18 protein-coding genes, 1 tRNA gene and 1 other annotated feature are annotated in these 23766 nt (G+C 43.2%); of the genes, 3 read left to right on the top strand and 16 right to left on the bottom strand.

What is annotated here, in order from left to right; all coding sequences use genetic code 11:
- The first annotated feature begins 76 nt into the window (after positions 1–76).
- Positions 77–916: an aldo/keto reductase gene (locus IGI69_RS04515; protein ID WP_086294810.1), complete on the top strand. Its 840-nt coding sequence runs from the start codon at positions 77–79 to the stop codon at positions 914–916.
- Between the two features lie 351 nt (positions 917–1267).
- On the opposite strand, the gene IGI69_RS04510 is transcribed toward IGI69_RS04515, so the two are convergent.
- From IGI69_RS04510 to IGI69_RS04470, 9 genes are all read right to left on the bottom strand, one after another.
- Entirely contained in the window at positions 1268–2791 is a 1524-nt protein-coding gene (locus IGI69_RS04510) for a hypothetical protein (RefSeq protein ID WP_086294809.1), read from the bottom strand.
- Positions 2792–2858: 67 nt separating this feature from the next.
- Entirely contained in the window at positions 2859–4400 is a 1542-nt protein-coding gene (locus IGI69_RS04505; protein ID WP_142967793.1) for a hypothetical protein, read from the bottom strand.
- A 132-nt stretch (positions 4401–4532) separates the two neighbouring features.
- On the bottom strand, positions 4533–7115 hold the full coding sequence (locus IGI69_RS04500) for a S8 family serine peptidase (RefSeq protein ID WP_438739842.1): 2583 nt from the start codon (positions 7113–7115) through the stop codon (positions 4533–4535).
- Between the two features lie 320 nt (positions 7116–7435).
- Entirely contained in the window at positions 7436–8665 is a 1230-nt protein-coding gene (locus tag IGI69_RS04495; protein WP_438739840.1) for a GLUG motif-containing protein, read from the bottom strand.
- Positions 8666–9065: 400 nt separating this feature from the next.
- Positions 9066–9803, bottom strand: a complete 738-nt coding sequence (locus tag IGI69_RS04490) for an SIS domain-containing protein (RefSeq protein ID WP_074534940.1) — start codon at positions 9801–9803, stop codon at positions 9066–9068.
- The gene (locus tag IGI69_RS04485) at positions 9804–11054 is read right to left on the bottom strand and encodes a PTS ascorbate transporter subunit IIC (RefSeq protein WP_016610654.1); all 1251 of its coding nucleotides are present in this window, start codon (positions 11052–11054) and stop codon (positions 9804–9806) included.
- Between the two features lie 2 nt (positions 11055–11056).
- Positions 11057–11338, bottom strand: coding sequence for a PTS sugar transporter subunit IIB (locus tag IGI69_RS04480; protein WP_005225413.1), 282 nt, complete (start codon positions 11336–11338; stop codon positions 11057–11059).
- Between the two features lie 12 nt (positions 11339–11350).
- Positions 11351–11779: a PTS sugar transporter subunit IIA gene (locus IGI69_RS04475; protein WP_074534939.1), complete on the bottom strand. Its 429-nt coding sequence runs from the start codon at positions 11777–11779 to the stop codon at positions 11351–11353.
- Entirely contained in the window at positions 11776–13416 is a 1641-nt protein-coding gene (locus IGI69_RS04470; protein ID WP_074534938.1) for a BglG family transcription antiterminator, read from the bottom strand. Before IGI69_RS04470 ends, IGI69_RS04475 begins: the two co-directional genes overlap by 4 nt.
- Before the next feature lie 201 nt (positions 13417–13617).
- Between IGI69_RS04470 and ypfJ the strand changes: the two genes are divergently transcribed.
- Positions 13618–14508 carry a KPN_02809 family neutral zinc metallopeptidase gene (ypfJ, locus tag IGI69_RS04465; RefSeq protein ID WP_010747705.1) on the top strand — a complete coding sequence of 297 codons (891 nt, stop codon included), beginning with the start codon at positions 13618–13620 and terminating at the stop codon, positions 14506–14508.
- 285 nt (positions 14509–14793) lie between these two features.
- Here the strand turns inward: ypfJ and IGI69_RS04460 are convergent, their stop codons facing one another.
- The 6 genes from IGI69_RS04460 to IGI69_RS04435 all read right to left on the bottom strand — a co-directional run bounded on the left by IGI69_RS04460 (position 14794) and on the right by IGI69_RS04435 (position 20887).
- Positions 14794–15609 (bottom strand): ABC transporter permease subunit, encoded by an 816-nt coding sequence (locus IGI69_RS04460; protein ID WP_438739836.1) that lies wholly within the window; start codon positions 15607–15609, stop codon positions 14794–14796.
- Complete coding sequence (locus tag IGI69_RS04455) at positions 15606–16490, bottom strand: ABC transporter ATP-binding protein (protein WP_115232041.1); 885 nt, start codon at positions 16488–16490, stop codon at positions 15606–15608. The genes IGI69_RS04460 and IGI69_RS04455 overlap by 4 nt, the downstream gene beginning before the upstream one ends.
- 442 nt (positions 16491–16932) lie before the next feature.
- Positions 16933–17763 carry an energy-coupling factor transporter transmembrane component T family protein gene (locus IGI69_RS04450; RefSeq protein ID WP_438739834.1) on the bottom strand — a complete coding sequence of 277 codons (831 nt, stop codon included), beginning with the start codon at positions 17761–17763 and terminating at the stop codon, positions 16933–16935.
- Positions 17753–19462 carry an ABC transporter ATP-binding protein gene (locus IGI69_RS04445; protein WP_270266273.1) on the bottom strand — a complete coding sequence of 570 codons (1710 nt, stop codon included), beginning with the start codon at positions 19460–19462 and terminating at the stop codon, positions 17753–17755. The genes IGI69_RS04450 and IGI69_RS04445 overlap by 11 nt, the downstream gene beginning before the upstream one ends.
- Positions 19463–19487: 25 nt before the next feature.
- Positions 19488–20042: an ECF-type riboflavin transporter substrate-binding protein gene (locus IGI69_RS04440; protein WP_005225401.1), complete on the bottom strand. Its 555-nt coding sequence runs from the start codon at positions 20040–20042 to the stop codon at positions 19488–19490.
- Positions 20039–20887: an SAM hydrolase/SAM-dependent halogenase family protein gene (locus IGI69_RS04435; protein ID WP_005225399.1), complete on the bottom strand. Its 849-nt coding sequence runs from the start codon at positions 20885–20887 to the stop codon at positions 20039–20041. The genes IGI69_RS04440 and IGI69_RS04435 overlap by 4 nt, the downstream gene beginning before the upstream one ends.
- 91 nt (positions 20888–20978) lie before the next feature.
- Positions 20979–21218 (bottom strand) — a binding site (T-box leader).
- Between the two features lie 630 nt (positions 21219–21848).
- On the opposite strand from IGI69_RS04435, the gene IGI69_RS04430 reads away from it, so the two are divergent.
- Positions 21849–21930 (top strand) — tRNA-Leu (locus tag IGI69_RS04430).
- Positions 21931–22023: 93 nt separating this feature from the next.
- Here IGI69_RS04430 and IGI69_RS04425 read toward each other — a convergent pair.
- Positions 22024–23676 carry a peptide ABC transporter substrate-binding protein gene (locus IGI69_RS04425; protein ID WP_270266270.1) on the bottom strand — a complete coding sequence of 551 codons (1653 nt, stop codon included), beginning with the start codon at positions 23674–23676 and terminating at the stop codon, positions 22024–22026.
- Positions 23677–23766: the final 90 nt, after the last annotated feature.

Raw genomic sequence — 23766 nt, 5'->3', positions numbered from 1 at the left:
GCTTGAGCAAGTTGGTTACGTTCCTGTCAAAAAAGCGTTAGAGTAGAATGTAGAAAAGAAAAGGAGGAATCATTTTATGAAAGCACCTTTACTGACATTAAACGACGGCAATTTACGCCCCGCAGTGGGCATCGGTACCTATCAGATCCGCGGTGAAGAAGGATTGAGCCAGCTGCAAGCAGCGATCGCCGACGGGTATCGCTTGATCGATTCTTCAACCAATTATGACAATGAAGGCATTGTCGGCAAAGCGATCCGTCGCTCTGGTATCCCACGTTCAGAATTTTATATCACCTCAAAATTACCAGGAAAATACCATGGCTATGATGATGCCTTAACCAGCATTCAAGAATCCCTTGCTCGCATGGGGCTCGACTACTTCGATGCCTTTTTGATCCACTGGCCATTACCAAAACGCGGCAAATATGTCGAAGCTTGGCAAGCCTTAGTGACCGCCCAAAAATTAGGCTTGATCCGTTCCATCGGCGTTTCCAATTTTGAACCAGAACATTTGGATGCCATCATTGAAGCAACTGGTGTGACCCCTGCACTAAATCAAATTGAGATCCATCCTTACTGGGTCCAAGAACGGATGGTCGCAGAAAACAAAAAGCGCGGCATCGTAACGGAAGCTTGGAGCCCATTAGGTCGTGGCAGCGATGCCCTGAAAGAACCACTGATCACTGAATTAGCTGAGAAATACCAAAAATCCGCTGGTCAAATCATCTTGCGCTGGCATGTGGATCGTGGCATTTTGCCCCTTCCAAAATCAAGAAACCTCGCCCATCAACGAGAAAATCTTGCGATCTTCGACTTTGAACTGACTGAAGATGAAATCAATCAAATCAATCAGTTAAACAAAGCAGACGGCCGCATCGATAGTCAAGACCCAAATGAGTATGAAGAATTTGAATAAACAATTTCAACTGGAAAAAACACCATAGCTATCTCTTGGTAGACAAAACCTCTCAAAAATCAGCGACCAGCTGCTTTTGAGAGGTTTTTTATGTAACCAAGGCTCCAGTGGTTAGCTTTGCGTGGATCAAAGTCGTACGATCAAAATATTCTTTTTGGCAGAAATTCCCTTGCTAGCACTTCGATTTTCTTAAAGGCGACAAGCGTCAGCTAGGCGTTCATCACAGCTTTTAATCGAATGTTGGTTTCTCGAAAGAAGGTTGTCCTTCACTGTTTCGACACTTAAAGACAACAGCGTTTCCCCCGTTCTCCTTCAGCTTGAAAGGACTTTCCACATGCCAATCAATGAACGTTATCCCCAAAACTCGTGTTTCTTGCGAGGAGGTCTTTTTCGGTAAATGAAGATGGCGAAATTCAGAATGCCACAAAATAGACCGGCGCCTCCTAGTAGTTTCACGATAGTCGGCAGCCCTCTTAAGCCCATTTTGTATATGGATGATACTGTGCCATTCCTATTGATGGTCGCCCAGATAGGATAGTTCCGTTCTTCAAAGGTGCTCATAACACGCCATCGTCGTTTGTATTCGGCTGTGGTAGTATAGCCATAATTATTTTGCCTTCCTCTGATTATTACATACCCTTTTGAAAAGACTTCGGGATAATTCGTCAGTAGTTGTTGCCCTTTCTTCACTAAATTCCTTGGTGTATTTCCTCCTACAGCTATTTGCACATAAGGATAAGAAAGTCGATTTTCTTCTAAACGAACGCCGCCAATCGCTGCAACAGCTTCATCGATTTTTTCGTTTATCAGTGCCTTGCTGAGATAAGTTTCAGGAAATGATTCTGGACTTAAAAATGTGGTTTCTTCATGCAGCTTGAAGCCTACTACATTGTCCTGATATCTTCGGAAAAACAAACCTGGTACCCAGCCGATTTTTAGCATCTCTGGTTTGAATTCTACAGAACGATTGACAGGTTCCTCTGTCCTCGGTAATCGTTCTGCTGCTGCTAAAGTCATTTCTTCAATTTCTCCATCGGTAACAATATCCTCAGTAAATGTTTCTAAATCACGAATAAATCTATTAAGCTCTCTATAAGGAGTTTGTTTTAACTGAATCGTTACTCGGGCATTCTTGTCTGGACCAGCAATCAATACCATGTCGTAATATGCAAGTTCATCAAGCAAATCATCTAAAAATTTTTCGGCATTCACTTCATTTTCTTGCACGAATTTCTCATTATTCAATTGGAGATGAAGCCGATTGTTAATGAAGGTCACTTCTTCCCCATAATAATCTTCCGTCGTTACATCAGCGATAGTCGGCAACGGCGGCTCGGGATTTTCCGATAACCAAAATGACTGCTCTATGGGATAATAAGTCCTTTTGTTACTACTATCGACGGCGACCAATTCAAATTTACTTTCCTGTTGGTCACTAGAGAGAAAAAGCCTCGCCTCACCAAATGTTCGCTCCGTGAACTTTGGCTCTCCTATCGCTCTTTGATACAAATGCCGATCATATTCACCGTTCACATTGACATAGACTTCTTTCAGCATTTCCCCCTCACTTGGTGTCACTGCATAAATCAATTCAAAAAAGGGAATCATTAGTTCTGAATCGGGTAGCTCTGTGACGATTTCTAGCAATGGTTCAGTGAGTGGCTCTGTGGGTTCTGGGGTATTCCTTTCGCTGTTGAAGATGTCGGCTAAGACGCCTTGAGACTGGCCGGTTGGTACTTCGACTGCTGATACTTGCCAACTGGTCATATGATAGATGGCAAGAGAAAAGAAACACAAACAAAAGATTTTATGGTTGCGAAAGAGGTTTTTAATACCTTTCTCGTCGGTTGAATTTATTTTCGCAGCGACTTGCATTCACTTTGCTCCTTTCTTCTTTAGAGGTAACAGAATTCTTTCAGATTTTAAGAATGACAAACGGGTATCAGTTTTTACCTGGTTCCCTATTCCTCTTCCGTTTTTCTGCCCTTTGACAAGCAAAAAATTCAAATATAAACACAATAAAGCCGATAGAACCAAATCCTATCACTAACGCCATGCTGACAGTCACGCCGTGCCAACCCATACTCGTTAACGACGAAACTGTGCCGTTCGGGTTGATGATTGCCCAGATAGGGTAGTTCCGTTCTTCAAAGATACTCATAACACGCCATCGTCGTTTGTATTCGTCTGTGGTAGTATAGCCATAAAAATTTTGCCTTCCTCTGATTATTACATACCCTTTTGAAAAGACTTCGGGATAATTCGTCAGTAGTTGCTGCCCTTTCTTCACTAAATTCCTTGGTGTATTTCCTCCTACAGCTATTTGCACATAAGGATAAGAAAGTCGATTTTCTTCTAAACGAATGCCATCAATCGCTGCAACAGCTTCGTCGATTTTTTCATTTATCAGTTTCATACTGAGATAAGTTTCAGGAAACGACTCGGGATTTAAAAAAATGGTTTCTTCATGCAGCTTGAAACCTACCACGTTGTCCTGATACCTTCGGAAAAACAAGCCCGGTACCCAGCCGATTTTTAACATATGCCGTTTAAACTCAACCGAGCGATCGACGGGTGCTGCTGTTTTGGGTAACTGGTCCACCTCAGCTAAAGTCATCTCTTCAATTTCTCCATCGGTAACAATACCAGAAGTAAATGTTTCTAAATCACGAAAGAATCTATTAAGCTCTCTATAAGGAGTTTGCTTTAACTGAATCGTTACTCTCTCATTCTTGTTTGGTCCAGCAATCAACGCCATGTCATAGTAAGAAAGTTCATCCAACAGCTGATCTAAACTCGTTTCGCCGTTTTGCTCGTTTATTCCTGTAAGTATCTCGTCATTATATTGGAGATGGAGACGATTATGTACAAAAGCTATCTTTCCTTCATAACGATCAAGGATTGATATGTCGGCAATAGTCGGCAACGGCGGCTCGGGATTTTCCGATAACCAAAATGACTGCTCTATGGGATAATAAGTCCTTTTGTTACTGCTATCGACGGCGACCAACTCAAATTTACTTTCCTGTTGGTCACTAGAGAGAAAGAGTCGTGCCTCACCAAATGTTCGCTCCGTGACCTTCGGCTCCCCTATCGCTCTTTGATACAAATGCCGATCATATTCATCGTTCACATTGACATAGACTTCTTTCAGCATTTCCCCCTCGCTTGGTGTCACTGCATAAATCAATTCAAAAAAGGGAATCATTAATTCTGAATCAGGTAGCTCTGTGACGATTTCCAGCAATGGTTCAGTGAGCGGCTCTGTGGGTTCTGGATTAATTCTTTCGCTGTTGAGGATGGCGGCTAAGGTGCCTTCTATCTGAATTGAATCAGTATCTGAAACTTCGGCTGCTTTTACAGGTAAAACTAAAAAGTGACAGATGGTGAAACAAATTAATAAAATACAAAGAATGATACATAAGGGATTTGCTCTATCAGTCTCTTTCTTATTCATTGCGGTTATGCGTTGATCTGATTGCATTCAATTCACTCCTTACATCTAAGGTTTTCGAAGTTTATGAAAAATGTCCATCAAATGATTATTTTTCACTAGTAAAAAAACTAATTGATAACCATTTGATGAACAACAAATTCATATTCCTTAAAAAGAACTCTATGCTACTAAACGTTCAGACTCCACATTGGTCGTCTGAAGATTTTGAGCAATAGTATCTGAAAGTTCGATTTGCAGCTTTTGGATATCTTCGTCAAATAGTTCGTAACGAATTTTTTCAAAAATTTCTGCTAATTGTTGGAAGTTAGAGATATGGAAGAATTCACCATCTGTTTCTTTTGCAATATTTTCGAGAAAGCGTTGATTTAGATTATTCCCCACCCCTATAGAAAAGATTGTTACATCGTTTTCTTTAGCCTGTTGGATCAACTCTGCCTCTGGGGGACCTGAAATATTATTGTGTCCATCTGTAAGAACAACCATTACTTTTTTTGCGTTTTTTCGTCTATACTGTTCAAATTCTTGGTTACCTTGCGCAATTGCTTGGTTTAATGCAGTACTACCGCCAACTTGCCTAGGAAGCCGCTCAGCTGCAAGTAAAGGATTTAAAAATGAGAAATGTAGATTTACTCTAGAATTAAAGGTAAACAAGCTAATCCGATCGTCACTCGTAAAAGCATCTTCATTTAAAAATAATGCCTGTACTTCATTAGTCATCTGCCTAAAATTATTCGCGCTGATACTGCCAGAATCATCTAATAAAAAGACAGTGTCAATTCCTACATAAGAAGATTCATGGAGGAAAATTAGCCCTACATTCGTTTCTTGACTGCCAGCAGTAGTTGAAAGATTATTGATTCTGGCAGCTGCATGCCATGGGTAGTGCACTGTTATTCGGTAATCATGACCGGGCGTTTGATTGTGGAATCGAAACTCTCCCCCTTGATCTGTCCATGTTCGTTCTAATAGTTCATTATTCTGATACAAATGAACACGAGCATTTTCGACCATATGACCATTAGATTCTAGACAAACTTTTCCACGAATGAGAACCGTATCAATATCTGGATTTACTCCACGAGCTTGACTTAGTGCAGCATGAGCATCTACTTGATAGTATGTTAGTTTAGGAAGATCTGCCCTAGTTTCTTTAACCTCTGTGCCAGACCTTTTTGCAGATTGGGTGATGACCTCTTTAACTTGTGCACTCGAAAGTCCTGGATTTTCCGACCATACAAGAGCGGCAAGACCAGCAACATGAGGTGCTGCCATGGACGTTCCACTCTTATGAACATATAAGTCTTTACTAACCGATGAAGTACTTTTTATACTATGCCCTGGAGCAACAACATCTATAATCGTTCCATAATTTGAATCGCTCCACATTTCAATTTGATTGTTCTCAGTCATTGTTGCTCCTACTGTTATTATTCGTTCTCTTAATGCATGGTTTTCTCTAATGTTAGAAAAAGACGTTGTATATTTAGCATCCATTGTACTGTTCCCTGCAGCATGGATAATCACGAACTCATATTGAGCACTAGCTAAGTTCTGAGTTATTTTTATAAAAGGATTAAAAAAACTAATCTGTGGTAATGGTTTAACCCCCTTATTTGAGCCAATACTTGCATTGATTACTTTGGAACCGCTTATGACATTCCATTTTAAACCACTTAATTGAGCATTAGCACTGGTTGTTAAAGATTTTTTACCCGTGTTTCTATCTGTAGCTATCCTATCAAACGAATTATAACTAAGAAGATTCTGTCGTGAAATATTAATTACTCCACTAACTCCTAGTTGATTATCTTGAATGGCTCCGATCGTTCCCATAACATGCGTACCATGATCGGCTGTAGATAGTTCCGTATTTATTTTAGCGTTTGGATCATTTTCAATATTTCCAGCTGGTATCTGTAGGTCCTCATGCTTCCCCCATACACCATCATCGATAATCCCTACTTTGACATTCTCCCTTTCATGTGTGCCAAATAACGCCCATGCTTCGGGTAAATTAATCGCACGTAGCCCCCATTCATCGTTATTCCACCAAGGATCGTCAGGAAAATATTCCTTATTGCTCATTGTTTCCACAGGGGTGACTTCGTTGATTGATGCATCATCTAATGTATCAAGATTGCCATCTTCAAAGACTTCTGGGAAATTTTCTATCACATCTTCAATCATTTCAATCAGCTCTTCTGCTGTACTTTCTTTTACTTGAACAGTAAGCTGACCGAGCCAATCAGGTTCGATCAATAAAGTGGCATCAATGGAAGCAAGCGCTTCTTCAATCATCTCTGGCGTCACATTTTTTCTTTCCTCAACGGTAGCTCCTGTAAGCCATAACTGGAAGCGATTATTCACAAAGCTGCGTTCATCTTCCCAAAAGAACTCCGTACTAATTTCTTCTGGTTTTGGTGAATCTGGAACAGGATGTTCCACCACTTTCACAGGCTGATCAACTTTATAACTTCCTGTCACACCACTACTATCAAAAGCCACGACCTCAATATGATTTTCTCCTTGTATCGGTCGGAAAAAAACTCTCCCTGTGCCCAACTCACCCTTGGGCGTAATACCATTCCCGCCTTTCAGATACAAATAACTATCAAAATTACCGTTGATCTTCACATAGACTTCTATAATCTCATTGCCTATTGTTGGGGTTGCTGTATACTCAATGTCAATGAATGGGACAGTGACTTCTCCTTCTGGAAACGCTGTATGAACAATGATCATGGGTTCTTCGATCTCCTTTGGAATGTCAGGTTCTTTATAGGAAAATTGAAATACTGGATAGCCATTATCAATGATCCAAGTATCTTCAAAGTCCCACCCCTCGAATGTCCCTGACTGTGAAAATTCTTGCGTATCTTTTCCTTGAGGTCTAGCACCACTCGTTTGCTCGCCGCCTGCATTACTTAAATTTTGTGCGATACCAGCTATTTGCTGATCAAAATAATTCGTCCCTGCATATTGTTGCCGTGTGCCAAGATGTTGACCGGCAAAAGCACCAGCACGCTCTTGATTTCTTTCATCCGTATGGATCGTATTCGCTGCTAGCTGTTTTCAATGATCGCTGAATCATAGAATGTACCAACAAAGCCACCTAGTTCGGTTGTTCCAGTCACTGCTCCTCGTGCGTAAGAATTACTTACAGAGGCCGAGTTATACAACGCTCCGACAAAGCCACCTGTATAGCGCACAGCCTCGACAGAACCATAAGCCGCAGACTGGTCAACCGTTGAACGATCGTAAATAACTCCAGCAAAGCCGCCATTGTAGGACCCTTTGCCGACTACTTTCGCATGCGTCAGTGTTTGCCGCACTTCACTGCCTTCATAAATTGCCCCAAATGCCCCTCCGGCATAGGAGCCTCTTCCCTGTACGCTGCTTTCAGTATCGACAATGTTTTTCGTTACTAATGTGCCATTGCTGTGCGCCTGAGCAGAGTATCCATAAGTAACCCCAGCTATCCCTCCAGCATAGGAATACGCCTCTACCTTGGCACGATTGATTGCATTATCGAATAATGAAGAGTTACGAGCAGCACCGACAAGTCCTCCGGCGTAATTGCTAACGCCATTTGTCAGGACATTGATATGTTCTACCTGATTGTTTTCCAGTCGTGTATTATCTCCAGAATAACCAATCAGCCCGCCGGCATACCCAAGCAGCGCCGTGGCTCTAACTGTATGCCCGTTGCCAATCACCTGATTGTTTTCTAAAACGGCACCATTGTTTGTTACATGCGTCGTTCGCCCTGCAATGACACCAACAGCGGAAGATCCTAGGATATCCCCACCAAGTGCAACGGTCACATTTTTGATTGTCGCTCCATTGACTGAACCAAATAAACCTAAAAAACTACTACCTGTTCGATTTATCCGCAACCCACTGATCGTATGGCCATTACCATTGAACACACCCGTAAAGTTTGGGATCGGTAGCCATCCTTGATTCGCAGTATTTGTATTAGAACGATAGTCGGATAGATCAATGTCCTTAACTAGCTTAAAATTACCGTTTAGTTCCTTACGTATTAAGGTATCTAATTCTTCTGCTGAATGAATCTCTGTATATTCGATACCATCTTCACTATTTTGCTTTTGTTCTGTAGAAGTAACGGCTTCTACCACATTGTCAGCATAACGACCAAATGGAAATAGATTAAGTACAAGGACAACGATCAGTCCGACAAGCAGATACTTATGTAGTTTCCGACTCCTTCGCTTGTCTGTTTCTTCACAATAACTTTTATCACCTAACATTCTCTTTTCTTTTTTCACATTCTTCCTCTCCTTCTTATCGAAAAATCGATACCCACTACCTACTCCATAAGCTGCTCCTTTCTAATCAACGGTTTGTAGATTTTTTATTCATTATTTGTTGTCTTGCTGTAGCTCCCAAGCTAATTATACCGAGCGGGAAGTTAAACAACAATCGTTTTTGTAGTATTTTATTCATATTTTAGCTAATATTTTATATATTTTTATTTTTAAAGACCATTATTAAGTAAAAATACATAATTCCAGTTTAAGCCTTCTTTGCTTGAATCGCTTTTTCATCCCTATGCTCCGGCCCTTTTCTAACAAGTAACTACAAAAAAGACATTCTCTCGCAAGGAGAAAATGTCTTGAATGGTTTCTTTGACCGTCTTATTTCGCTAAGGAACGACTAACTCTTGACTTACAGCTGATAATGGATCGCTTCTTGGTACTTTTCAAACAGGGACTGGTTCAATTCATCCCCGCCCTCTAGGTTCGCTGAGTAAAAAATCGGCGGATAGTCGACACCGGCTTCTTTTAGTTTTTGGCAAACTTCAACGATGATCGCATTTAAGATCGTTGCGCCGACTACGGTGGATGTAGGTCCGACTTTTTGTTCGACGTCTGGAATCGTACACGCAGCATCGCCAATCTCCCCATGATTGTCGATGACGATATCCGCCGTTTCAAACAAACGCAAGCCTGAAGTATGGCGGCTGGTGACTGTTTTCGAATAGGTAAGGTTCGTTAATGCGATGATCTTGACTCCTTTTTCTTTGGCATGAAGCGCCATATCGATGATAACGGGGTTTCGCCCAGACACCGAATGCAAGATCAGCACATCACCTGATGTAAAGGGTTGGGTCGCCGCCAAGGCACTACCATAGCCTTCTAAGCGCTCCATTTTACTTGTGAAGGTGATTGGGCTACGATCAAGCATCAGTTCTCTTCCAAAGATCGCGTTGATCGTCATCATGCCGCCTGCTCGATAATACATCTCTTCGGCTAAGATCCCAGCGTGACTTGCGCCAAAAATGTAAATGGCTTTTTTGGTCAAGTTGGCTTGCGTCAGCAATTCAATGGCTTGCTCAATCGCTGGTGCTTCTTTTTCTTCTACAATAGACAATAGTTCTTTTGCTTTTTCAAAGTATTGAAACATTTAAAACCCTCCAAACAGCTTGCCGATCAATTCACCAAGGATGCCCCATAGAGATAAATCGTTCCCACCGAAAATCAAGATCCAGTTTTGAATCGTCGTTGAGAACAACGCTGCAGAGATCCCAACGAGTGCTACCATAACGACAGAAGCTGTGATCGTACCAATAATGGCACCTCGCAAGCCCCCTTGTCCTTCGCCGATCACCGCAGCACCGCCACATTCAAAGAAGCTGGTGATGACTAAAGGAACGATCAAAATGCCAAAGACGTTGGTCGTATTGGCAATGACCACTAAAATCGTTGAGGTGATCATCGCCACGATAAAGCCGATGATTACAGCATTTGGACGATAGTTGAACAAGATGGGCACATCAAAAGCTGGTTTTGCTCCAGGAACGACTTTTTCTGCGATCCCTTGAAAGGCGGGAATGATTTGGTTGATCAATAGACGTACCCCATACAACATGATCAATAATCCTGCACCGAAGTTCAAGCCAGCATCAACCGCAAACATCACCAAGTTGCCCCCTTCAGGAACTAATACGGGCGCAATCAAACCGATGACGACATTCATCAAAAACATCACTAACGCGCCAGTAATCGATATTTCACGGAAAAACGATAGATTTTCTGGCACTTTCAAATCTTCCGTCGATTTTTCTTTGTTTCCGACCCGTTTTGCAACAAAGCCTGAAACCAATGACAAGATCCCCGTTGGATGACCGATCAAGAATGAATCATCGCCTGTGGCATCCCATACATATTTACGCATGATCCATGGCATGAAGGACCAGTAACAAGCAGATAGAACCGCCCCTAAGATCAACAGTGGGATTCCAGTAAGCCCGCCTTCAACGCCCCCAGCGACGATGACAAATGGGAACCACCACAACATGTGGCCGGTGAGGAAAATCGTCTTCACAGGTGTAAAGCGAGCAATCAATAAATGAATGACAAGTCCGAAAAACATCGCTAAACCAACTGTTCCGCCGTATTCTGCCGTAAAGGTGATGTCAGAGAGACCATCTGACACAGCAACGCCTAATTGGGTTTGAACCGCTGCATTGATCGGTGCGATCGTTCCCACCAACATATTTACCCCAGCCGTCAATGCCACCATCCCGAAGGAAGCTGTTAAGGTTCCTTTGACGACTTCTGCAAAAGGTTTTCTTTGTACCAATAACCCAATCATGGCAATGATCCCCAGTAGGACTGGCGGATTTTTTAAAATATAATCCGTGACAAAATTCATGATTATCCCTCTCTTTCAGCTAAAAATTTTTCCATTTGCTGTTTGACTTCTTCTTTATCCATATACTTTTTGATTGGATAAACGGGTGCTTTCACGGATGCTTTTAACTCATTCAATAATTCATTACTCGTAAAATAAACATCTGCTGGTGTCGCTTTTGCCGTCGATAAATCAGTATTCTCGGCAGTTGCCGTCAACCCTAACTCTTTGATCACCTTGTCGATCGTCATCTTCAATACCATTGAGCTTCCTACACCAAATCCACATACTGCTAAAATTTTCATATCCTTTTCCTCCTATTGGAATAATTGACAAATTTGTTCCCGATCGCCATTTAATATCACGTTGTATTTTTCTTCATCCATAAAGATCGCCATGATCTCTTTCAAGCTTTCTAGATGGCTTTGACTATCTGCGGCGGCTAAGACAAGAAATATCCGCACCGGTTTGCCCTCAAGATCGATGGGCTGTTTCGTTACTAAAAGGCTCATACTTTGTTCCAAAACCCCTTCTCCAGGACGGGCATGCATCAGCGCAAAGTAATCCGCCAACACCATGTAAGGACCATTTTCTTCCACACTTTGAATCATCGCTTCGATGTATTCTGACGTAATTAGCGCTTCATCCAGCAAGGGCTGGCTGGCTAATTTTACGGCTGAGCGCCAATCTGTCACTGTCTCATCCGTTTGTATATGCTTTTCAGGCAAAGAATCCTTCACTTTCATTCTGATTTAACCTCCAACATTTTTGATAGGAACCATTCTTTGTTTTCGATTCCTTGCATGATCAATTTCATCATTGGTTCCACCTTTTGCGTCTCATCCTCTCGGATCATCAATAAAATAATGATGTCGGCTTTTTGGTTGCCCCATTCTACTGGCTGATCCAAAAGCAAAATCGAGATGGCTGTTTTTTCGACATAATTCGGATTGCCATGAGGGATGGCAAAGCCATTATCTAAATAGGTTGATTGTAGCTGCTCTCTTTCAATGACGGATTGCTGAAACTGCGCTTTTCGTTTTTCATCACTAAAAGGGGTTTGTTCGATCAAAAAATTGATGGCTTCTGTTTTGCTGGCAAATCGCTCGAAAAAGACGGTTGGCTGGATCATCGATTGGGCTTGAAGAAGTAAACTATTTTGATCGACCGCCGCCTCATTATCGATGACTAAATCGATGTAGTGATTCATGATCCGCTTCATGTCGCGATTGGTCACCATAGGCGAGATCCGCACCACAGGTTTTTGAATCTCGACGAGATCGATGGTTGAAATAATAAAATCGATCGCCGAGATGTCCATCTGCTTTAATTTTTCTACTGAAACGGTTTCGATACTGTCGATCTCTGGCAGAATGCGACGAATTTTCGCAGAGACAAACGAGCTAGTGCCGACGCCATTGGGACAGACAAAAATGATTTTGTTCATGCGGCGCATTCGCTCGATCGCTGCTTGAAAATGGATCGTGACAAATCCGATCTCATCATCAGAGATCCCCACTTGATACGCTTTCAAGAAATCATGGAGCGAGAACCAGACCACGCCATACAAGGCAGGATAGTTTTGTTTGATTTCCTCTAACAAAGGGTTGATGACTGTGGTTTGCGCTTCGATCCGCAACAGCAGTTGATACAGATGAATCGTCACATCTTCTTCCAATCGATTGTCTTGGGTCAAGTCGGTGCCTAAGCCTTCGCTGATTTTTTGAATCAAGTTGCGCACTTTTCCCCGAAAGACGAAAGGAACTTTTTCACTTTTCATAAAAAATTTCAAGCCGCTACCGACAATCAGGTAGGTTAGATATTGCACTTCTTTTGGTGAAAATTGATAAATGTGCTGTTCTTCGATTTCTTTCAGTAGCTCATAGACTAACGGATATTTGTCGAACTCCAAAAACAGTTTCCCCACTTGGCGATTTTCTTCAATCACTAAGTTTTCCGCATGACTCGCCCGTTCGATCAGCAGCACGATGGAAAGGACGATACTTTGGATATAGCTGTCGGGCATTTCCACTTGTTTTTCCACTAACGCTCGACGAAACGCCTGATTTACTTCCTGGTATTTCGCAGGTTCCACCAACAAGGAAAACGCCGCTGGTTGATCCAGCATCATTAAGCAAAAGCGTTTCAGCACCCGATGAATCTGGGATTCACTTCCTTCAAAAAATGTACCTGAATTATCAAATCTCAGACGTAAGCTTTCTTTTTGAAACAGTTCTTTTAAATAAGAAATATCTTTTGCAATACTGCTGCGGGAAACGAAATAATCCTCTGCTAACTGCTGATAGCTGAGGTGCTCGCCAGCAATCAACCGTTTAAAAATCAAAATCCTTCGTTCCGATGTCCCCGAATAATTCATTTTCATACGCTCACCATCTACCTCTATTTTATTGCTACTGTAACAAATTAGAAGGCTAATTGTTAGATTAAAGAATGATTAAAAGGAGTGTACACTTTGATTTTCAAGGCTCCTGAAGGCATTTTATAACAATTTCAAGGCGCTTTTTTTCACAATCTGCCGCCTTTCTCTTATAATTAAGCTAGGATTTATATAGGAGGAGATAACATGAAATGGCGTGGGGGTAGACAAAGCAGAAATGTCGATGATCGAACGGGGCGATCATCTGGCTCAGGCGGGATGTTGGCTGCTGGTGGCGGGATCGGTACGGTGATCATCGCTGTTTTATTTTTCCTGTTTAGCGGTGGTGATTTAAATTCGCTGCCGGATGTCTTGGGTGGCAGCGGTCAAGCAGCCAATTACCAGACAGAAAATGTGGGCACTAGTGAGTACACGGAGGAAAAAGAATTTTCCGCAGTCGTGTTCGGCTATTTAGAAGATTATTGGCAAGACGTTTTTCAAGAGCGGCAAGAAACCTATCAAGACCCGACACTCGTATTATTTACGGGAAGCGTGCAGTCGGCATGCGGCTATGCCACGTCACAGGTTGGTCCGTTTTATTGCCCAGCAGATGAGAATGTGTACCTTGATCTGAGCTTTGCCAATGAGCTTTCCGATAAATATGGCGCAAGCGGCGACTTCGCAATGGCCTATGTCATCGCCCATGAAGTCGGTCATCATGTGCAAAATGAGCTGGGGATTACCCAACAATTGGACAAAATCCGCCAGCAAGTTTCAGAGAAGGAATACAATCAGTACAGCGTTCGCTTGGAACTGCAAGCTGACTACTTAGCTGGTACTTTTGCGAAATACTTGCAAGGCGAAACCTATCAAGGACAACCGATCTTAGAAGCTGGCGACATTCAAGAAGCAATCACAGCTGCCAATGCCATCGGGGATGATACACTGCAAAAAGAATACCAAGGCTATGTTGTTCCAGATAGTTTTACGCACGGCACATCGCAGCAACGCGTGGACTGGTTTAACCGTGGCTATCGTTATGGTGACTTAGCACATGGCGACACCTTTAATGTCGATAGCCTTGACTTGAGCAAGTAGCTTCAACTAAAAAATCACTCCGAAACAGCATGAACCGCCTGCTGCTTCGGAGTGATTTTAGGTTCTTGTTGCCCCTTCAAGCCTTTTGGTGAAGGGACGCTTTACGCTTTCTTAACTTTCGCAATGATTTTTTCGCAAAAACTTGCCTGCTTCGTCATACTTTTTTCACATTTCGAGACTATTATATAAGCATACCAACAAACAACCCTAACACTTTTTCATTTTTACTCCTTTGCCTGTCAGTCCCCGCTGACAGGCTCTTTTTTTGTCTTTTGATTGATATACTCAGACCTGCAAGTCTTTGCGCTCATAACGGGAAAAGGTGCCAAAGAAACAGATGATACCGAGCAGCAGTACCCATAGGACTGATGTGGCGCCGTTATCCATGAGTTGGACGGGTAATGCCATCCGCACGGGTGAAAGTCCTGCCAGCCATTCCAATTTATCGTAGAGTTCCCCCACGATGCCGAGCAAATACAGACCGAACACGCAGCCTAAGCCGACGCTGGCGGTTTGTTTGCTGGAACGCAAGATCGTGGATAAAAAGAAACCTAGACAGAGGAAGAAGACTAAGACACCGTACTCGGCAACTAAGATTTTGCTGATTTCTTCAATAAAAGAGGACAGGTCGTCTTCAGGCAGTTTGAACAGAGCAAAAGAGGCCAGACTACTGCCATAAGCAATCAGCCAAAAGCCAGTCAGCAACAACAATCGAGCGAGGAACTTCCACCCAACGATTTCTCTGCGGCTAATAGGCTGAGCATATAAATACTCGATCGTTCCTTCTGATTCTTCAGTGATCAGACTGTTCAAGCCTAAAAGCATCCCATAAATACACGCAGCAATAAATAAGTATTGAAAGTAGTACCCGAAAAAACCTGTTGGAGAAACCAAACTTGAGGGTCCTGTCAGTTGGATGTTAAAGATGCCTAGTAATTCTGGGCTGAAAGAGCCCAACATCTGGTCTAACGACGTTTTCATTTCTGGCGTGATCATTTGAGGATAGATAGCCGTAAATGCAAAAATGATTGCTGCAAAAAGGATCGCCCAGACTAGCCAGCCTTTGAAGGTATTTTTAAGATCGATTTTCATTAAAGTCATTTTTGAGAACCTCCTTCATACAGGAGCATAAATTGCTGTTCAAGGGTTGGGTGTTCGATCGTGAACTCTTTAATGGCAGGATTGGTTAAAAAATGTGCCAGCTGATTCATGTCCCCTTGATAGAAAAAACGCAAGCTGTGTGACTCCTGAGCAAGAACCTGTACATTTTCCAAGCCGGCTAATGAGAGGCTGTCCTCATTCGTGAGCGTTACAACTTTGCCGAAATTTTCTTCCTCACTCAATTCTTTCACGGTGATGATCTGTCCTTCACGAATAAAGGCAGTCCGATGGGCATAGGTCTGAATTTCATGCAGATCGTGGCTGGATAGAAAAATCGTCATCCCCTGTTTGTTTCTCCTGAGAAGCTCTTCAAACAGCCGTTTTTGGATCAGGGGATCTAAGCCATTGGTCGGTTCATCTAAAATCAACATTCTCGGTTGTGCAATCAAGGCGCTCGCAAGCCCGACTTTTTTCTTGTTCCCTAAAGAAAGTTCTGCGATCGATTTGTTTGGATCAATTTGAAAAAGCTCCATCAACTCCTGAATCTCTTTTTTTGGCTGCTTGACTTGATGAAAATCCGCCGTAAATGCCAGTAGTTCTGCTGTCGTCATTTTTGAATAAAACCGTACATCACTGGAAACATACCCAGTAAACGTTTTGATCTCTTTGGCTGCTTGTTGGCAATCTCGTCCAAAAATCGCCGCCTGTCCTGCATCTGGTTTGATAAAATTCAACAATACTTTGATGGTCGTTGATTTTCCCGCACCATTTGGTCCGATAAAGCCAAAAATCTCTCCTTCTGCCACTTGCAATGATACGTTCTCGATGGCGTACTTCTTGTTGTATTGTTTGCTTAGTCCGTTGATCGTAATGGCATCCATCCTGTCCCCTCCTTGTACTGCTTTGATGCCATCAGTGTAGCCTTATTTCGTGTTTCCGTCAATCAAAGATCCAAAAGGCTTACGCTGGAATGTTTTACGAAAATCATCAACAGATTGACACACTTCTATTGCTTTCTCTTCCTATTTTTTTCACATTTTCCCGCTATTATCAATACATACCAATAAACAACCCTAACACTTTTTCATTTTTACTCCTATCCCGCCAGTCCCCGCTGGCGGGCTCCTTTTTTTAGCGGCAAAAAAACGCAGGATAGTCAGTCAATTAACTTTAGCGAGTACTACATTTGCTAAAGTCAGTTGCTGCTAGGTCTGCGTTTTTTTGCTCGATCATTTCTGGGACGGATAAATCAGAGTTGACTCATCCGTCCCACTTTCATTATTGACAATGCGTCCGTTTTTTAAGTTTTCATGGGGTGATTTGTTAACGAAACGGATTGTAGAAACGTCCGCCATTAAGGACCATCAAGGACAATCCGAGCGCCACGATCAAGCAAACGACAGCAATCGCCAAGAGATCTTTGCCTTGGATCGGCTTAGCTTTCAGCCAGGTACGCTGCTTATGCTTGCCAAACCTTCTTAGCTCCATGGCAGCAGAAATATGGTCGATCCGTTCCAAGCTGGAAAAAATCAAAGGAATCGCGGTCGCGACATTGCCTGCCACTCGCTTGCGCAAAGGTGCTTTTTTAGAAAGCTCCACGCCCCGTGCTTGCTGCGCTTTGGCAATGGTCCGAAAATCATCTTGAATATCGGGAATGTAACGCAAAGCCAGTGCGACTGCATAGGCGATCTTGTAGGAAATCCCGATGCGGTTGATGCTGGACGCCAACTCACTAGGATTGGTGGTAAACAGGAAAATCAACCCTGGGGGAATCGTGACAAAATATTTGATCAACAGATTCAGCTCATAAAACACTTGCTCTTGGGTCAATGTATACCGACCGATCCCTTCGAAAATTACGTGGCGCGTACCGTAGATCTCCACCCCATATTCTGGTGCGAAAAGATAGACCGCCACCAAATTCAAAAGCGAAAAAAAGATGATAAATTTTAATACAAAAGCGATATCTCGGTAGCGAATTCCAGCACTGGCAAATAGAAAGACCGAAAACAATGCCAGTCCAATGAGAAAGCGCGTATCATAAGAGATCATCCCGATGACGGATAGCAGCAAAAAACAAATCAGTTTTGCGGCACCGCTTAATTGGTGAATCCACGTTTTGCGGTCAAGATAGCCGATTAGATTACTCTCCATCGTGTCCCCCCTTCTCGCTGGCAATGAAGGCGGCAGTAAAAGCGGCGGGATCTGTCAGCTGGTTAAGGGTCGCCAGTGTATACAAGCTGGTTTCTTTGAGGTTTGCGGCACTCACCACTTGTTTGTCTGCTAAAACAACTTCTGGCGGTGCGTCCAGCAAAATCGTTCCTTTTGTCAAAACGATCGTCCGCTGTGTATACTCCAACATCAAATGCATATCGTGGGTGATCATAACGATCGTTAATCCCCGCTGGTTCAACTCCTGTAAAAATTGCATCATTTCGGTGTAATGGCGATAGTCTTGTCCCGCTGTCGGCTCATCCAATAAAATGAGTTCAGGATCTAAGACGAGGATCGCTGCAATGGCGGCTCGGCGTTTTTGCCCATGACTTAGTGCCGACAATGGCCATGAACGAAACGGATAAAGACCACAAATTTTCAAGGTCTGATGAACTTTTTCTGTAATTTCAGCCTCTGGAACGTTTCGGTTGCGCAAGCCTAAGGCAACTTCGTCAAACAGGAAGTTTTTTGACAGCATTTGATTGCTGTTTTGCAACACATACCCGATTTTTTGCGCTCGTTCTTTGATGGAATCATTGCCCATGTCTGCTCCTTGCCAAAGTAATTTGCCAGAAGTCGGAGTTAAAAAGCCGGTAATCAAATGGGACAAGGTCGATTTTCCTGCGCCATTATGCCCGACCAAACTAATCATTTCTCCTTGATGGATGGTAAAATCCAGTGCCTGCAAAATTGGTTTGCCCACTTGGTAGGAAAACGATAGATTTTTTGCTTCCAACAACGGCGGCTGGTGGCTAGGAAGCGCTGGTTTCGGAAATTTTTCTTGAAACTGAGTCAGTTTTTCGGCAATCTCAGGTGATGCAAATGCTTCTACCGCGACCAAATCAGCAGCGTCGGTCACGGGAACCCCCGCTTTTTTTAAAGCAGCTAAATACAGCGGTTCACGAATGCCGACTTGCTGTAGCATATCCGTTTTTAATAGTTCATTCGGTGTACTGTCGGCAAGGATGCGGCCTTCTTCCATCACGATGATGCGATCGACAGCTGCGGCTAACACTTCTTCTAAGCGATGTTCAATGATGATGGTGGTAAAACGCTTCTCTTGATACAGCTGGTCGATCATTTTGATGGCTTCCACACCTGTTTGCGGATCCAAGTTGGCTAGCGGCTCATCAAACAGTAGAATCGGTGTTTCATCGATCAAAACACCTGCCATTGAAACACGTTGCTTTTGGCCACCCGATAATTCCTGCGGTTTTTTCGCCAAATGATCCATTAAGTCAGTCTTTTCTGCCCAAAAACGCAGCGCCTCTTGCATCACTGCTTGACTGCGCTGATCGTTTTCCAATGAAAATACGATATCTTCTGCTACGGTCAAGCCTACAAATTGGCTATCGGTGTCTTGCAGCACCGTGCCGACGGTCAAAGACAGCTCGTAGATGGAAGCTTGCCCAAAGGCATTGGTACCGATCGTCAATTCTCCAGTACTACTGCCTTTGTCGTTTTGCGGGATCAAACCGTTCAAACATTTTCCTAATGTACTTTTGCCAGAACCGCTGGCACCGACGATCAGGACTTTTTCTCCTTCATAGATCGTTAGATCGATGTTTTTCAAGGTCGGTTCCGCTTGTGCATCATATTGGAAAGAAAAATTCGTAAATTGAATGATTTTTTGTTTCATTTTTAGCCTTCACACATTTCTTTGGTTAGGATTCCTTGCTCAAGCTGCCTTTTTTGGTTTTGGTTTGGGCATAGGCTTTTAGCAGGATCACTCCGATTATCCCAGTTACGACTGCATTGGTCAATCCCGCAATGACTCCTTGCGTAAAGACTTTGTTCGCTGGTTCGCCATAGATCAAAATATCCCCGATCGGGGCAATGATCACCCAGACGACCAAATTTGCGATCGTTTCACCGATCAAGAAGGTCCGAATTTCTTTAGCGCCAAAGGTTCCTTGCTGGATTGGAATCCAACGAGTCAAAAGTCCAAAGAACACCCCTAAGATCCCAGAGGCGGCGATCCAAGACCACCATGGACCATAAGTCGTTAAATCTCCTAGGGCATGCCCGATAAAACCTGCTAAACCAGCCACGATCGGACCGTAGACAACGCCTAATAGCGCCAAGAAAGGATAGGCTGTGGCGATATCTGTATTTGGGAAACCCGTCGGAATCGTGACGAAACGTTTTAAGACGAAAAAGACCGCGGCACCGATACCGATTGCAACAATGTGTTTTACTGTAAACTTTGATTGATTCATTTTTCATTTCTCCTTTTTTTGAGGGTAATTTTCCAATTTGTGCCAGTGCCGATTTTATAGGTTTCAGCAAATGAAGCCAAGTTGAGCCCTAAACCGATATTCAGCAAGGAATTGACATATAAGACGGGTTCTTGTTCTGCCACTTGCGCAAAGGAGCGTCCGAAACGCACTTCTTCTTGATAACGCAGGGTATCTTGGTAGTAGATACTGACGAGCAGCGACTCATTGTATTGGACCTGCCATTGCTTAAAGAACGTGTGGGGAATATTCGTCCACAACGAACCAAAGCGGATATCGAGAATATCGATCGTCCCTGTGATCGTTTCAGCTGTTTGGCTTGGCTTTTCAATGGCAAAAACTTGGATCGCTTCTTTAGGTTCAGGTGTTCCTAGCTCTTCAAAGCTGATGGCGCCGCTGGCGAGCCGAGCGGCATTATACATATAAACATCCCGACCATGAAACGTATGGCTTTCGGCTGATCCTGCCAAGCGCTCAGTTGCCTCATTGATCACCCGAAGTTCAGCGATTCCGATATAAGTCGCTAAATAGGTCAGGGTGCCGTTATCTGGTGTCAAAACCAACTGCCCGGTCGCCAGCTTGGCAACCACACTTCGTCGATCAGACCCTACGCCAGGATCGACCACTGAAACAAAGACTGTTCCTGCTGGCCAATAGGTGACGCTTTGCAGCAGGCGATAGCTGGCGTCATGAATGTTGTATGGCTCGATCTCATGAGTCAAATCCGCAATGACCAGCTCTGGTGCCACTTGATAGGCTACCCCGTACATCGCATTGACCGCTCCATCTTGCAAACCAAAATCGGTTTGAACCACTAATTTGTGCATTTTCTCTCCTCCCAACAACCTTTCTCCTTTTCAACAAAACCTTCGCATGAAACAGCTGACCCTACAGACACAAAAAAAGCCCTTAGCCAAAGCTAAGGGCATCACCTGCGGTACCACCTTAATCTGTAAAACCTTCACAGGCCTCACCTCATTCAGTACCCGAGAACACTCGGAGACTGTCGCTTGTTAACGGGGCAACCGTATTTTCCTAATTAGTCAGAAAATCCGCTCCAAAGTCATTTTCAAATCATTTGTTGTCGTTCCTTCTCACCTGCTGGAACTCTCTGCTAGACAACGCCCGTGATTCTACTTTCTTTTTCATCGCGTTTGCATTTTGTTTCATTAAAATTATCAAAGCTTGTGCCTTTTGTCAATTCTCTTTTAAGAAAAAATTCAAACAGAAGCCATAATTTGTCAAAAGATTCACGCAATTTCTAAATTTCACTCGAAAATTCTTCATATTTTCTCGGTATGATACTTGTATACCAACAAACAACCCTAACACTTTTTCATTTTTACTCCTTCCCGCCAGTCCCCGCTGGCGGGCTCCTTTTTGTCTTCTGACTGTTTTAAATGGTTTCACTTTTTCTTGGCGATTTCTTCTCAGAATTCTGTTTGATTCGTCAATTTTTTTTCACATTTTCCCGCTATTATAAATGCATACCAACAAACAACCCTAACACTTTTTCATTTTTACTCCTTCCCGCCAGTCCCCGCTGGCGGGCTCCTTTTTGTCTTCTGACTGTTTTAAATGGTTTCACTTTTTCTTGACGATTTCTTCTCAGAATTCTGTTTGATTCGTCAACTTTTTTTCACATTTTCCCGCTATTATAAATGCATACCAACAAACAACCCTAACACTTTTTCATTTTTACTCCTATCCCGCCAGTCCCCGCTGGCGGGCTCCTTTTTGTGAGATTGGACTTGCATTTCATCCTAGAAAGGATTATCTTTATCTTATGCGGAAGTGGCGGAATGGCAGACGCGCACGCTTCAGGCGCGTGTGAGTTTATCTCGTGTGGGTTCAACTCCCATCTTCCGCATTTAGCAGTTCGGCTTTCTGAACTGCTTTTTTTGTTGCAAAACGCGCATGTTCATCGAATAAACATGCGCGTTTCATTCAACTATTTTTCCCCTTATTCACTAACATAGGCGGTGCGGAAAAAGAAATGCGCGCCATAAGCTGGGAATTGGATGTCTTTAACATTTGATTTTATCAGATAATTTGAAGCACTTTGGTAAAGAGGGACTTGCGCAGCATCTTGTTCCAACAAAATTTCTTCTGCCGCTTTGTAATCTTCAAAATATTGATCGGGGTCATTGGCATGAACGGTGCGCGCATCTTCCGTCAACGCCGTATATTCTTCATTGACATAGCCGCCGTAGTTAAAGGAAGCGCCGTTTTTGTATAAGATAAAGAACATATCCATGTCACTGCTTCCAGCGATCCAGCCAGAAACGGAAAGCTCATAATCACTATTTGCTCTTGATTGATTCAAGCTGGCACGTGGCTGTTTGTTGATGGAGATCGACAAGCCTGGCAAGTTTTCTTGCAGTTGGCTTTGCAAGTACTCCCCGATTTTTTGACCATTGTCATCATCTGTCACTAATAAACGCAGCGTCGTACTTTCGCCAATTTCCGCTTGGGCTTTTTCCCACTCTTCCTTGGCAGCCTCTAAATCATACAGGTTATAATCACCGCTATATGCTCGAAAATCTTCGCCAGTATTTGGATTCGCAGCTAAGCCGGTAGGGATCAATCCATTTAAAACTTTCGCTCCATCGTTCAACACATTATCCACGAGACTTTCTTTGTCGATCGCCAACGCGATCGCTTTACGCACATGAACATTTGCTAAGGCATCGTTGGCGGTTTTATTGAAGTCTAAGAAAAAGTTCGCCACATCGTTTTGCGTAACTAGTTCTTCATTGTCCCCGTATTGTTGGACGTAGATCCCGCTGATTTTTTGCAAATCAAGGTCGCCGCTTTCAAACAATTGGATCCCCGTATTTTCTTCTTTGATGGTGGAGCCTTTGATCTCCTCCAATTGAACGACATCAGCATCGTAGTATTGGTCGTTTTTCACTAGCGTCCACTCGTCTCCTGTCTGTTGCCAATCGGTTAAAGTAAAGGGACCAGAATACAACAAATCTTCACTTGTACGGGCATAGGTCTCGCCTTTTTCTTCAACAAAGGCTTGATTTTGCGGTGCCAACCAGCCGATGGAAATCAAGGATAAAAACGAAGGCTGCGGCTGCTCCAACTGCACGATAAAGGTCGCGTCATCTGGGGTCTCCAGACCAATCGTTTCTACGTCTGCATTGCCTTCACGAATGTCTTTACTATTGACTACATTATCTAACAAATAGGCATTTGGTCCCATCGTTTCTGGATCAACTAACTTTTTCCACGCATAAGCAAAGTCAGCCGAAGTGATCGCTTCGCCATTGCTCCACTTCGCATCGTCTCGCAAAGTAAAGGTATAGGTTTTGCCATCTTCACTGATTTCGACTCCTTCTGCCAAGCCTGGAACTGGTTCGCTGTTTTCATCGAAACGATAAAGCCCTTCGAATAAATGTTGTACGATGGTAAACGTTGCTTTATCCGTCGTTTGGGTCGTATCGAGAGTCGTCAGCTCAGCTGGTAGACTCACCGCGATCGCTTGATTCGGCGCTCCGTTAGTTCCAGCCTCTGATCCCTCGGTATTTCCTGTTGTCGTGCAGCCAGAAAGGGTCAACCCAATCACTCCTGCTGCCACCAATAAACGCTTCTTCCAGATCATTTTCATTCTTCCTCCTATGTGATTGCGCAACCAACGCAAGTGTTTTTCATGACAGCAAAAAACGCATTCAACGATAAAAAGAAAAAACCTCATCCC

It is taken from the genome of Enterococcus sp. DIV1083b (assembly GCF_051713705.1).
GTDB lineage: Bacteria > Bacillota > Bacilli > Lactobacillales > Enterococcaceae > Enterococcus_D > Enterococcus_D casseliflavus.
This window is presented reverse-complemented; position numbering and strand designations above follow the sequence as displayed.